This is a genomic window from Brevibacterium sp. UMB1308A, assembly GCF_030230605.1.
Lineage (GTDB): Bacteria > Actinomycetota > Actinomycetes > Actinomycetales > Brevibacteriaceae > Brevibacterium.
Map to the genome: position 1 here is coordinate 166,974 of NZ_JASPDO010000001.1, position 12,360 is coordinate 179,333.

The 12,360-nt window shown below is 56.4% G+C and carries 10 protein-coding genes and 1 tRNA gene; 7 read left to right on the forward strand and 4 right to left on the reverse strand.

What is annotated here, in order from left to right:
* Position 1: 1 nt before the first annotated feature.
* Positions 2–1,204, reverse strand: coding sequence for an acyl-CoA dehydrogenase family protein (locus tag QP868_RS00790; protein WP_005881900.1), 1,203 nt, complete (start codon positions 1,202–1,204; stop codon positions 2–4).
* Positions 1,205–1,206: 2 nt separating this feature from the next.
* Positions 1,207–2,007 carry an SDR family oxidoreductase gene (locus tag QP868_RS00795; protein ID WP_284924599.1) on the reverse strand — a complete coding sequence of 267 codons (801 nt, stop codon included), beginning with the start codon at positions 2,005–2,007 and terminating at the stop codon, positions 1,207–1,209.
* A gap of 116 nt (positions 2,008–2,123) precedes the next feature.
* Here QP868_RS00795 and QP868_RS00800 point away from each other — a divergent pair, with 116 nt between their 5' ends.
* The gene (locus QP868_RS00800; RefSeq protein ID WP_284924600.1) at positions 2,124–3,638 is read left to right on the forward strand and encodes an AMP-binding protein; all 1,515 of its coding nucleotides are present in this window, start codon (positions 2,124–2,126) and stop codon (positions 3,636–3,638) included.
* A 97-nt stretch (positions 3,639–3,735) separates the two neighbouring features.
* Here the strand turns inward: QP868_RS00800 and QP868_RS00805 are convergent, their stop codons facing one another.
* A complete protein-coding gene (locus QP868_RS00805; protein WP_284924601.1) occupies positions 3,736–5,160 on the reverse strand; it encodes an MFS transporter in 1,425 nt (474 codons plus the stop codon).
* 441 nt (positions 5,161–5,601) lie between these two features.
* Between QP868_RS00805 and QP868_RS00810 the strand changes: the two genes are divergently transcribed.
* The 6 genes from QP868_RS00810 to QP868_RS00835 all read left to right on the forward strand — a co-directional run bounded on the left by QP868_RS00810 (position 5,602) and on the right by QP868_RS00835 (position 12,065).
* Positions 5,602–6,426 carry a C40 family peptidase gene (locus QP868_RS00810; RefSeq protein ID WP_284924602.1) on the forward strand — a complete coding sequence of 275 codons (825 nt, stop codon included), beginning with the start codon at positions 5,602–5,604 and terminating at the stop codon, positions 6,424–6,426.
* Between the two features lie 365 nt (positions 6,427–6,791).
* Positions 6,792–7,310 (forward strand): HNH endonuclease, encoded by a 519-nt coding sequence (locus tag QP868_RS00815; RefSeq protein WP_284924603.1) that lies wholly within the window; start codon positions 6,792–6,794, stop codon positions 7,308–7,310.
* A gap of 214 nt (positions 7,311–7,524) precedes the next feature.
* Positions 7,525–8,517, forward strand: coding sequence for a universal stress protein (locus QP868_RS00820; protein WP_473964619.1), 993 nt, complete (start codon positions 7,525–7,527; stop codon positions 8,515–8,517).
* A 102-nt stretch (positions 8,518–8,619) separates the two neighbouring features.
* Complete coding sequence (locus QP868_RS00825) at positions 8,620–10,179, forward strand: polysaccharide deacetylase family protein (RefSeq protein WP_284924605.1); 1,560 nt, start codon at positions 8,620–8,622, stop codon at positions 10,177–10,179.
* 144 nt (positions 10,180–10,323) lie between these two features.
* Entirely contained in the window at positions 10,324–10,611 is a 288-nt protein-coding gene (locus QP868_RS00830; RefSeq protein WP_284924607.1) for a GlsB/YeaQ/YmgE family stress response membrane protein, read from the forward strand.
* Positions 10,612–10,862: 251 nt separating this feature from the next.
* Positions 10,863–12,065, forward strand: a complete 1,203-nt coding sequence (locus QP868_RS00835) for an IS481 family transposase (RefSeq protein ID WP_284924608.1) — start codon at positions 10,863–10,865, stop codon at positions 12,063–12,065.
* 81 nt (positions 12,066–12,146) lie between these two features.
* On the opposite strand, the gene QP868_RS00840 is transcribed toward QP868_RS00835, so the two are convergent.
* Positions 12,147–12,219: transfer RNA gene (locus QP868_RS00840), tRNA-Lys, on the reverse strand.
* Positions 12,220–12,360 lie beyond the last annotated feature (141 nt).

The window sequence follows — 12,360 nt, forward strand, 5'->3', positions numbered from 1 at the left end:
TCTACTTCCGGTACTTCTTGAGTTCGTGGCGGGCAATGGTCATCTTGTGAACCTCGTCTGGTCCATCAGCAAGGCGCAGGGTACGCATGTGCGCGTACATCGAAGCCAGCGGGAAGTCGTTCGTGACACCGCCACCTCCGTGCACCTGAATCGCACGGTCAATCACCTTCAGCGCCATGACAGGGGCTGCGACCTTAATTTCTGAAATGAGCGTGCGCGCCACCTTGTTGCCCACGGTGTCCATGAGGTGAGCCGCGTGCAAGGTCAGCAGGCGAGCCTGGTCGATCTCAATACGCGACTCAGCGATCCAGTCCTGAATGTTCGCGCGCTGCGACAGCTTCTGACCAAAGGTCACGCGCTCTTCTGCACGCTTACACATGAGTTCCAGCGCGCGTTCGGCACATCCAATCGCACGCATGCAGTGGTGGATACGGCCTGGACCAAGGCGGGCCTGACTGATCGCGAACCCTTCGCCCTCGCCCTTGAGAACATCCTTAGCCGGCACGCGCACCTGGTCGAAAATGACCTCGGCGTGGCCCTCACGGTCGTCATACCCAAACACGGGCAGATTGCGCACAATGGTGACGCCGGGAGCGTCAGCTGGCACCACCATCATGGACTGCTGGCGGTGAGTGTCAGCGTTAGGGTCGGTCTTTCCCATCACGATGAACACGCCCAGGTTGGGGTGCATTGCGTTAGACGCGAACCACTTGCGCCCGTCCAGAATGTACTCGTCGCCGTCCTTCTTCATGAGCAACTCGATGTTGGTCGCATCCGAGCTGGCCACGGCAGGCTCAGTCATCGCGAAAGCCGAAGCCATGGTCCCGTCAAGCAGGGGCTTGAGGTACTTTTCCTTGTGCTCATCGGTTCCGAACAGCGTGAACACTTCCATGTTCCCGGTGTCAGGAGCGTTACAGTTGATCGCTTCAGGCGCGATCTCAATTGAACGGCCGGTGATTTCGGCCAGCGGCGCGTACTCTGAGTTGGTTAAGCCCGGGCCCCACTCTGGGTGTGGGTGGAACAGGTTCCACAGGCCCTGCGACTTTGCTTCTGCCTTGAGGTCCTCCAGTACCTGCGGCATGCCGTGCGGGCCCACTTCGCGCATCTGTTCGTGGTACACCGGTTCGGCCGGGTACACGAATTCGTCCATAAACGCGTTGAGGCGTCCTTCGTAGTCTTTTCCACGTTCCGTCTGTTCAAACATGTTTACTCCTTGTGTTGGTTGGTGAGGGTGGTTTGGTAACGCTGCATTCCGGAAATCCAACGCTGGTAGTCAGACCCCTTCATGCGATACATATCGAGAACTTCAGGGTGGGGGAGCACTAAGAATTCGTTGTTCTCGACCCCGTCGAGCACAATCTGTGCCACGTGCTGCGGTTCGTGGACCGGCCCGGCTTGTGTCACGGCCGCGGCTGCGACTTTTTCCGTGACGTTCTGCGCAGTTGTGCCTGCTTGCAACATTGCGGTGTTGACGCCCATGGGGCACACGCATGTGACGTTGATGCCGTCACCGCCGTAAGTGATGGCCAGCCATTCGGCGAATCCCACCGCGGCGTGCTTGGTAACGGAGTATTCCGCCTGCCCCAGTTGGGTGAGAAGGCCCGCCGCCGAGGCCGTCGACACGAAGTGCCCCCGTCCCCTTTCCTGCCAGCCAGGTATCAGAAGCTTGGCCGCGCGGATGTGCGCTCGCAGGTTCACATCGATTGCTGTGTCCCACGTTTCCTCGTCGCCCAGCCCAGACTGCCCCATGATCCCTGCGTTTGCGAAGAACAGGTCGACGGGGCCGTATTCTTTTTCGGTTTCAGCGATGAGCGCTTCGATTCCGGCGACTGTTGACACGTCGCCCTGCCAACCGTGGCAGCCTAGCTTTTCTGCCACCTCGGCCACCGCCTCGGCGGCATCCGCCACAACCACGCGGGCACCTCGGTTGACGAGCTCCGCTGCCAGGGCCTGCCCAATTCCGCCGGCGCCCCCGGTGACGACTGCTACGTTTCCGTTCACTTCCATGTGATCTCCTCTTCGAGCCCAATGAAGTTTATAAAACATCTTCACCGATCGATCGCTCGGGAGCAAATGTTGTTTTAGTATGTGAGTACGTAGCCGCCATGTTTCAAAGGAGAATCGTGGAATTTTCACCGCTGAATCTTGCAACGCCGGTTTTCGACTTCGCGCGTAAAGACCCTGATCGCATGCAACTGCGCGGGCCCCTGACAGAGCCGCGAGTTGAAATCACCCGTGGACAGTTGGCCAGCCTGGTTGCGCGTCGCGCGCAACAGTTAGCGCCCCAGGTGAGCGAGGGGGACCGGATGCTCCTCATCGCCCCCACCACACCGGAATTTGTGGTCGAATTCTTTGCCGCCCAAGCAATCGGGCTCACAGTCGTGGCCATCAACCCGCTGGCCACCACGCGTGAAATCGACTATTTCCTTGAAGACTCCGGAGCTAGTCGCATTGTGGCGCACCCGGCCGTGGCCCAAGCTGGCCAAGAGTCCGCCCAGAAAGCCGGCGTGACGTTCGAAACATGCCAACTGATCACCCCGGCTGACCTGGCTGACCTTCCCCCGTTTGACGACTTCACCCCGGTCGAACGCAAAGGTGAGGACGTCGCGGTACTGTTGTACACCTCGGGCACCACGGGCCGCCCAAAGGGCGCCATGCTCACGGTCAGCAACCTCACCAACGCTGCCCGGATCGGTGGCATCGACTCGAAGATGACAGAAGACGACCGAGGTGGCACCTCCCTCCCGCTTTTCCACGTGTTTGGGCTGTCGTCAATTCTCATGGTGGCGGTCGCGCACGGCACGCAGCTGACGCTGTTGCCCCGGTTTGACCCGGTTGAACAGCTGAAAGTCATGAGCCATGACAAGCTCACGGTAGTGTCCGGAGTTCCAACGATGTGGAACGCGATCGTGCACGCGCCAGAAGGTGACTACGACTTCTCCCACATGCGGTTCGCGCTGTCAGGTGGGGCGTCAGCAGCAGTTGAGCTCATTCGCAAGTTCGAAGAACGCTTTGGCGCTGTGCTCACGGAAGGGTATGGGCTGACGGAAACCTCGGCGATGGTGAGTATGAACCCGCTGGACGGTGTGCGTAAACCAGGGTCGGTGGGAGTGCCGCTGCCGGAACTGGAATTCTGCATTAAGGACCTCACCGGCGCCGAGGTGCCAGTAGGTGAGGTCGGTGAAGTATGTTCGCGTGGCCCGGTGAACATGCCCGGTTATTGGAAGCGGGAAGACGCAACGGCCCAAGTGATTGACGAAGACGGCTGGTTCCACACCGGTGACCTGGGCCGGGTTGATGAGGACGGATACCTATATATCGTGGACCGGCTCAAAGACCTGATCATTCACGGTGGCTACAACGTGTACCCGCGTGAGATCGAAGAAGCGATGTACGAACACCCTGGCGTTCTTGAGGCGGCCGTGCTGGGAACGGACGACGAACACTACGGGCAGATCGTTACGGCTGTTATTACTCCTATGCCAGGGGTGACGCTGACGGAAGAAGAAATTGAGGCGTTTGCTAGGGAACGGCTTTCGGCGTACAAGATTCCTCGGATCATTAAGTTCGTAGAGGCGTTGCCTAAGGGGCCAAGCGGGAAGATCCTCAAGCGCGCGATCGATGTGTCTCAGTTGTAAAGTTCGGATGTTTACAACATAAAGGTGGCCGGTAGCAGTGTTGCTAACGGCCACCTTTAATTACAGCCCTGTTGCGAACAAGGACTGTGTGACGAGGTTACGCGACAGGTTCTGGGTCCTCTTCGGAAGCTTTCTGGAAACTAGCTGACTGAACTGCCTTCTGTTCGTAAAGGAACTCACCAGGAACCGCGTGAGGGTCTTCCCGGACCCATTTGGGGTTCGTTTCTTTCAACAGCAAAGCACTGACAACCGTGATGACACCCATGATCATGACCATGATGGTCACGCCGTGTGTGTTACCCGAAGACGCGATGAGTGAGGTCATGAGGATCGGTGTTGCGCCTGAGATCAAAATAGCTGCCAGCTGGTAGGCAAGTGAAGCGCCAGAGAACCGAACTTCAGGTTCGAACAGCTCACCCAAGTACGCTGCCAGTGGAGCGTAGACCGCGCACTGAAACACCGACGAAACGCACACTGCTACGCCGAACAGGAAAATGTTTCCGGTGTTGATCAGCATGAAGTAAATCGGGACAAACAGGAAGATTCCTGCTCCACCAACGATGACGACGGGTCGGCGGCCGATTCGGTCTGACCACAGGGCTAGTAGGGGTGTGGTCACAATACCTATGACGCACGCCAACGCTCCTGCGATCAGCATGTGGGTGCGGTCCAAGCCCAGGTAGTTTGCGCCGTAGCTAAGTACACCTGCGATGGAGATGTAGAAGATGCAGTTGGTCGAAGCGAGAAGTCCGCAACCCAGAAGGATGGTCTTCCAATGCTTCTTCACCGCGACCCACAGAGGTGCTTTGACGATTTGCGACTGAGTTTCAGACGTCTTCTTTTCAAGTTCGCGGAACTCTGGGCTGTCTTCAACTTTGTGGTGGATAAACAACACAACAGGGAAAAGGACTGCAGTGAACCAGAACGGAATGCGCCAGCCCCATGAGATGAACTGTTCTTGTGTGAGGGCATAGGTTGCGGTGATGAACACGACGTTACCTAGGAATGCTCCTGCTGGAACACCGATCTGGTTAAACGAACCGGAGTATGCGCGGTTCTTAGGGCCAGCTGATTCAGTAAGAAGGAGCGCAAGCCCGCCCCACTGGCCACCTGCTGCAAGACCTTGGGCAAAGCGACAAAGGCCAAGGGCAATAGGTGCCACTAAGCCAATGCTCGCCGCGCCTGGAAGGCACCCGATGACAAACGTTGCTATGCCCATAACGATGAGAGAAACAACGACGACGGGTTTGCGACCAAGCTTGTCGCCGTAGTGACCGGCAATCACGCCACCCAGAGGGCGGGCAATGAACCCTGCCCAGAACGTAGCGAAACTCAAAAGGGTCGCAACCAGTGGTCCTTCCGATGGGAAAAACACGTGTGGGAACACCAACGCGGCTGCCGTGCCGTAGAGGAAAAAGTCGTACCACTCAATTGAGGACCCGACGACACCGGATGCCAAGAGCTTTCGGTGTTTCAGATGGTGGTGGGCCTGTGTGGGGTCAATTGCTGATGATGCGGTCATGAAAGCTCCTATCGCCATTGATGAAAGCTTGAACCGATCGTTTGATCGGTTCGAATAAGTGTGTCGTACACCACTGCGTGAGTCAAGAGTTGTTCAGGTTGTGGCGTGAGGAAAATGTGTGGCTATACGCAGTGGGCCTGACGGAGGAGTGTCGAAGTGGGCTTGTGAAGGGCAAAAATAGGGCCTGGATCACGCAAATATAACCGAGAATCAAAATTCGTTATAAACTTTTTTATGCCTGCTGACCTGGGGTGATGCAGTAAAACATGCCTAATGCGTGCCTGGGTTGTAACTGAAATGTGACATTGGGATTTCGTTCGGTTACAGTTTTCACTGTTGGATTTTGAACTGATCCACTCACGGGTTGCTACCGCTAGTCACACAACCCAGTGAGAGTACCGATGAACGTGGCGGCCGCAGGCTGGTAGATGGAGGAATCTCGTGGCTGGAAAGAAGATGGGGCGTCACGCGTCTGACGCACGTGTCAAGACACCACTGACTGAACTCACTGAAGCGCTGAACGCTAACTCTGGTGCAATGGGTAAGCGCGCTGCTGTTGTTGCAGCTGCCGGTGGTCTGCTTGTGACTGCAACCCTTCCGTCAACTGCTGACGCTAAGGACGACGCAACCGTCTCCGCGGATGCACCAAAGGCTGACGAAGCTGAAACTTTCACCGCTCAGAAGGCAACTGCAGTTGCAGAAGCTGATGTCGCTGACATTGCAACTGGTGTGGCTGCAAACGTCACCGCTAAGAAAGCTCCTGAGCCAGTTGCGGAGCCAGCTTCAGAAGATTCAGAAGCTAACGCCTCCACCTCGAACAGCCGCTCCGGAGCTCCAGCTGCATCTTCGTCCAGCTCATCATCTTCATCCAAGAAGAGCTCCAAGTCTGAAGCTAACGAAGACGTCGCGCTGCCAAGCGGATCCAAGGCTCAGCAGGTTCTCGCAATTGCTCGTCAGTACGTCGGAACCCCTTATGTATCCGGTGGAACCTCCCCAAGTGGTTGGGACTGCTCCGGCTACACCTCATACGTGTACGGCAAGGTGGGCGTGAAGTTGCCTCGCACCTCGGGTGCTCAGCGTGGCGCTGGAAAGACCGTGTCGCGTGCACAAGCTCAGCCTGGTGACATCATCTGGTCGCCCGGACACGTTGGTATCTACGCTGGTAACGGCATGATGTACGACGCAGGTAACCCACGCGTTGACACCTCTTACCGCTCCATCGACTGGATGGTCCGTTCAGGAGCCAAGTTCATCCGCGTTCTGTAAGACTCTTAAACTTAAGAACACTTAAGTCGAGACCCCCGCGCAAATCGGTACAGCGCGGGGGTCTCGTGGATTCATAGGCCTGCATGGTGAACATTTGACAAACAGTGCATAATTCTCGCTAAAACCGGCCTATGTGCGGGTGAATCAATGGATGCGCCCGGTAATCTTGACTGTATTGACATTGCTCACTGCTCACGATGTAAGGAGACCAGCATGCGCAACAGCAGTGGTGAACTTATATCGTTTGCAGAACCCATACATTCGATAGGTGTGGAGTCCGTGAGTGGCTCATGTCTGTCTTTAACGAGGCGTCGCGCTTATGCGCGGCGCCTCGCGCGTTTTCCCACTCGCCTCAGGAGAAAAAAGTGAAAACACTGGTTCTAAACGCTGGCTATGAGCCCATGTCGATCGTGACATTTAGGCGTGCGATCGCCCTGGTTTTGGCGGGCAAAGCTACAGTCTTAGCAAGCGAGGACTTGCTGATCCGTAGCGCACACTTTTCTATGGACCAGCCTTCGGTTATTTTGCTCAACCGGTACGTGCAACCACCTCGGGGGCGGACGACAGCGCTTTCCCGCAGGGGAGTATTGCGACGCGACAAGCACTTGTGTGCGTACTGCGGCGAAGGCGCAAACACTGTGGACCACGTGCTTCCTCGTAGCCGGGGCGGGCAGAACACATGGACAAACCTGGTGGCATGTTGCCGGTCATGCAACAACGTGAAAGGGAACCGCACGCCAGACGAGATGGGATGGAAGTTGCTGTTCACTCCCGTTGCCCCACAGACGGGCCACTGGTGGTTGCGTGACATCGAAAATCCTGCCAAGCGTTGGTTGCCTTTTCTTCAGATGGCACGCTCGCCCGAGGTTGCGAAATCCGCGTAGGACTCACTTCTGAGCGCATCGCTCGTGCGATGGAGCACATGCGATGCGGCTCGCAGTGTGAAGGCCGGTTTATCGGTGTGCAACACAAGCGCAACAGTCGCCGGTTAACCGTTGCCGTTTCGTAGCGGGCCAAATGCTGTGGCAAAAAGGGGCAGGAGTAAACTGAAAGATAAGCAGTTTCGATCTGTAAGGAGTACCCGTGGCAGAGGAACAGATGGCCACCGAAGTTGCCGACCCTGAAGCAATCATCGTTGGAATTGACGGTTCAAGTGCCAGCCGTAATGCGCTTATGTGGGCGATTGAAGAGGCTCGCGCGCAGAAGAAGTCCATTCGTCTTGTTGGCGCTTACACGGTGCCTAGCGTTGCGTCTGCAACGGTAGACGTGTCATATGTTCCTATCGATGACAGCGCAGTGCGCGCGGCCGTTTCGGATTCGCTCAGGGAAGCTGCGTCGCTGGTGAAGGAAGCGGGCGTCGAAGTCGAGGCGATTATCGAGATTGGTGATGCTGCCGGGGTTTTGGTTGAAGAGTCCAAGCAAGGGTCATTGGCCGTTGTTGGGTCCCGTGGCCGAGGTGGTTTCGCTGGCCGTCTTTTGGGGACTGTGTCTTCGGCCCTTCCGGCTCACAGCCACTGCCCCACAGTGGTGATTCCCGTTGGGTGGTCGAACGATTCGGAGCGTACTCCTGAGCAGACGGCCTCACGCCCAATCCGTAATGCCGGTGGTGACTCGTTTGAGGACACTATTGAAGCTGACACGGTTACCGGGCCTGACTACACGGGTCAGGTTGTTGTAGGAATCGACGCTTTGGGTGCTGATTCTCAAGCTCTGTGGCAAGCTGCGGAACTCGCGAACCGCCGAGGCAGCTCCCTGGTGCTTCTGGGCGTTATCACCACCACGGTTGTAGGGCCTGAATGGTTGCCTTCAACGGGTGACATGAAGCGTTACGTTGATAAAGGTGCGGACAAGCTCGCGATTGCTGCGCAGGCAGTGCGTGAGAAGTACCCTGACCTGGACGTGAGCTGGTCGCTGTATGACGGGCAACCTGCAGAAGCGCTAGTGCGTGCCTCTGACACTGCGTCTGTATTGGTTATTGGCTCCCGAGGTCGTGGCGGGTTTGCGGGCCTCCTTTTGGGATCGACTTCGCAGTCTGTTTTGCCGTACTCCAAGTGCCCCACCATGGTGGTTCGCGTTAAGCGCGAATCCTGATCAATTTTGGTGGCCGGAGCTACGGTCGCGTCTTCGGTTTAAGCCGAGTAGCTTAATGATCATTTTGTCTCTATTCGTCGCCTTTTGGCGGGGAAGGTGTTTGTGTTGTTCAAAAAAATGATGGCGTCGACAGCACTTGTTGCGACTGTCGTTGCTGGTGGTGTCGCTTGTTCCTCCAATGTCAACGATGAAGAACGTGGCGACCGGGGTGTCGCTACTTCTTTTGACGGGGTTCCAGCCAGCGTTAAGGACCGCTTGCAGCGTTTAGCAATTGTGAAAAACAAAGCGGGCGTTTCGATCGACGCTCAGCTGGTGGCGCTTCAAGGTGCCACGTCGCTGAACGAAATGGTTGAAGAGTTTGCGCTCGATCAACTTGGCGAAGGCGGAGCGTTCGAAGGCAAAAAAGGATTTACGCCAGTGCCTACGCCAGTGAGCAAGCAGGCTGAACTTGACACGTTCATTCGCGAACCCGACTCTAAACCCCACGGTTCGGACGATTCCACAGCGCAAGCTGGGGGTCTTACGGAGTCAAACTCCACCTCGGGACCCGAGGAAACTGGTTCCTCCTCGGAAGAGGCGCCCACCTCGGACGCAACCGCTTCGCCGGAAGCCCAAGAAACAGCGGGGGCGGATGACACCTCGGCGGCGGGGGACGCTGACATCACCCTGCGCAACGAGGTTGTCTTTGCAGGCGGCAAATATGTGGTGAGTCGCGTGGAGGCGCTGGTCAAGGGCGAAAAATCAGTCAAGCTGTTGGTTACGGATCTCGAAGCTGACAAAACGGTGCCGGCCAAAGACATGTTCACGGGTGAAACGCTGCCAAGTGACGACGACCTTGATGACCTGACTTTCGGCAAGGATGCTCTGCCGTCGTATAAGGGTCAGAAGAAGACATACGACGAGCTTTCTGACCTGGGCAAAGAGGTCGCGGACAACGGGTCGAAAGACGTAGTGAAACTCGACGAGGACAGTGAAGAAGGCTCAGGGTTTTCTTGTGCGCTGGCCGCCTGCGTGGCTTTGACGTATGACGATGGTCCCGGCGGGAATGACCTGACTGATCGCCTGATTAAGTCGTATAAGAAGCACAATGCGCACGCCACGTTCTTTGTGATTGGTAAGAATGTTAAGGCGTACCCCGAGGAAGTCAAGAAAATGGTTGACGCGGGGCATGAAGTGGGCAATCACTCGTACACGCACCCGATACTGAGCAAGGTTGGTGCAAAGAAGGCCGAAAAGGAGATCGCTGACACCGACAAGGCGATTGAAGATGCTGGGCTAGAGAAGCCCACGCTACTGCGGCCACCGTACGGTGCGACCAATCGCAAGGTCGATGATGTTGCAGGTGAGCATGACAAGCGAGTGATTATGTGGGATGTAGACACTCTCGACTGGAAGACCAAGTCAAAGCCAAAGACAGTCGATGCCGTTAAGCAGAGCGTGCAGCCTGGTTCGATTGTTCTTATGCACTCGATTCACCAGCCGACCGTTGATGCGACAGATGACATTTTGCAGTACCTGGAGGACCAGGGCTACTCGATGGTGACAATCTCTGAATTGTATCGGGGCGCGAAGTTTGATGTGGGTAAAGAATACTTCTGCAAGGGCTCCCACATGGAGATGTGCTCAACTCCGGAGCACCCTTACGTTACGAAGAACTCCTAGGCGTTAGGTTTGCGAAGCGTCTGAAGATTTCCGAGCGCTTACGTGTGACGCGAATTATATTGACAAGGTGCCTTTAGGGTTCATGGCGTGCTTAGTGGGCGAGTTGGTGGTAACGTTGAGCGCTCCTACAAGGAAAGGACAACAGTGGGAATTCTTTGGGCAATTATTTCGTGGATTATTATTGGTGGTCTGATTGGGCTTATCGCTCGCGCTATCATGCCAGGTAAGCAGGGCATGGGCTTCATGATGACTGTGATTTTGGGTGTTGTTGGTGCCATCGTGGGTGGCTTCATCGGTGGCCTGCTCGGTGGTGATGGCGTCCAGGGAATCATGAGCAACCCGTGGAGCCTGGGAACCATCCTGTTGGCGGTTATTGGTGCGCTGATCGTGATGGTTATTTACGGTTTCTTGGCGCGTAAGGCTAACAAGTAATTTCTTAGCTCACGCGCAAAGCGGCCCCGGCATTCAGTTGCGGGGGCCACTTTTGTGTTTGTTTTCTGGTGCGCCCCCGGCGTTGTCCTGGGTCAGGACTTAGTTGACACTTCCACCCTGCGGTTTTGTCCAAGACAGTTGACACATCAGTCAGGACATCGTTGACACTTCCACCTCACCCCCGTACCAGTGGTGATAGTTGACACATCAGTCGCGACATCGTTGACACACGCGGCCAGCGACAATGAGCCATGAGCTACAACAACCCCAACCTCGCAATCGTCAAAGCCGTGACCGAACAACACATGAGCATCAGTCAAGCAGCCCGCCACTTCAACCGCTCCCGACAATGGATCTACACCCTCCTCAAGCGCTACCACGCCGGAGGACCCGAAGCGGTACTACCACAATCCACCGCACCCCGATCCACACCCAACAAAACCACTGACACGACCATCAAAAACATCATCGCAATCCGCCGAGAACTCACCGCCAAAGGCGCAGACAACGGCCCAGAAACAATCGCCTGGGCCCTCACCCAACGCGGACTCCACGCCCCCGCCGAATCCACCATCCGCCGCATCCTGACTCAACAAGGAATGGTCACCCCACAACCAGCCAAACGACCTAAAGCATCCCTACGACGCTTCGAAGCGACCTTGCCAAACGAATGCTGGCAAGCCGATGTCACCTACATCCGACTCCGCAACGGCAAAGCCATCGACGTCCTCGACTTCATCGACGACCACTCCCGCTACCTGCTCTACCTCGTCGCCCACCCCAGGGTGTACGGACCCACCGTCGCCACCGCCATGCACACCATCACCGATACCTACGGCCTACCCCAATCCACCCTCACCGACAACGGCCTCATATTCACCGCGCGGCTAGCAGGCGCCAAAGGAGGAAAAACCGCCTTCGAAAAATTCCTTGAACACCACAGCATCAAACAGAAAAACGGTCGAGTCGCCCACCCACAAACCCAAGGAAAAATAGAACGCTTCCACCAAACCCTCAAAAAATGGATCCGCGCACAAACCCCCGCAGAAACCATCCCTGAACTGCAACAACAACTCGACACATTCCGCCACTGGTACAACACCGAACGCCCCCACCGAGCACTAGGACGCCGCACCCCACAACAAGCCTACGAAGCCCTACCCAAAGCATCACCCCAGCCCCTCGTCACCGAAGACAACCGAGTACGCAACGACAAAGTCGACAAAGCAGGCCGCATCACACTTCGATTCGCCGGACAAATGAGATACCTCGGCATCGGCCGCGCCCACACAGGAACACGCACACTCACCGTCATCACCGGCACTCACGCACTAACAACCAACACAGAAACCGGAGAAATCATCGCCGAACACAACATCGACACAGGCCGTCGTTACCAACCCAACCTGATCAAGAACACCCGCCCCACCCAAACACAAACGCCACAAAGCTAGAACACTGCTCTAACCCTGCGGCGTAAAGTGTCAACCATGTCGCGACTGACAATGTCAACGATGTCCCGACTGATCACAAAGTGGGCCCCGTGGGGATCGAACCCACGACCCACGGATTAAAAGTCCGTTGCTCTACCAACTGAGCTAGAGGCCCACGCGTTTTAAACGCTCCTATAGTGTACGGGTTTTGCCTCTCCTTGCCAAAAATCGCCAAAACTCTTGCCAAACCCCCACCAAAACGTTCACCCGGTGGCACTGAACCAGCACCACCGGGCGAACAACAGCGTGATTCACC

What these genes read in the sequence shown, in the direction of transcription:
- QP868_RS00790 (WP_005881900.1), bottom strand. Translation starts at nt 1,204, where the DNA reads ATGTTTGAACAGACGGAACGTGGAAAAGACTACGAAGGACGCCTCAAC.
- QP868_RS00795 (WP_284924599.1), bottom strand. Translation starts at nt 2,007, where the DNA reads ATGGAAGTGAACGGAAACGTAGCAGTCGTCACCGGGGGCGCCGGCGGA.
- QP868_RS00805 (WP_284924601.1), bottom strand. Translation starts at nt 5,160, where the DNA reads ATGACCGCATCATCAGCAATTGACCCCACACAGGCCCACCACCATCTG.
- QP868_RS00820 (WP_473964619.1), top strand. Translation starts at nt 7,525, where the DNA reads ATGGCCACCGAAGTTGCCGACCCTGAAGCAATCATCGTTGGAATTGAC.
- QP868_RS00835 (WP_284924608.1), top strand. Translation starts at nt 10,863, where the DNA reads ATGAGCTACAACAACCCCAACCTCGCAATCGTCAAAGCCGTGACCGAA.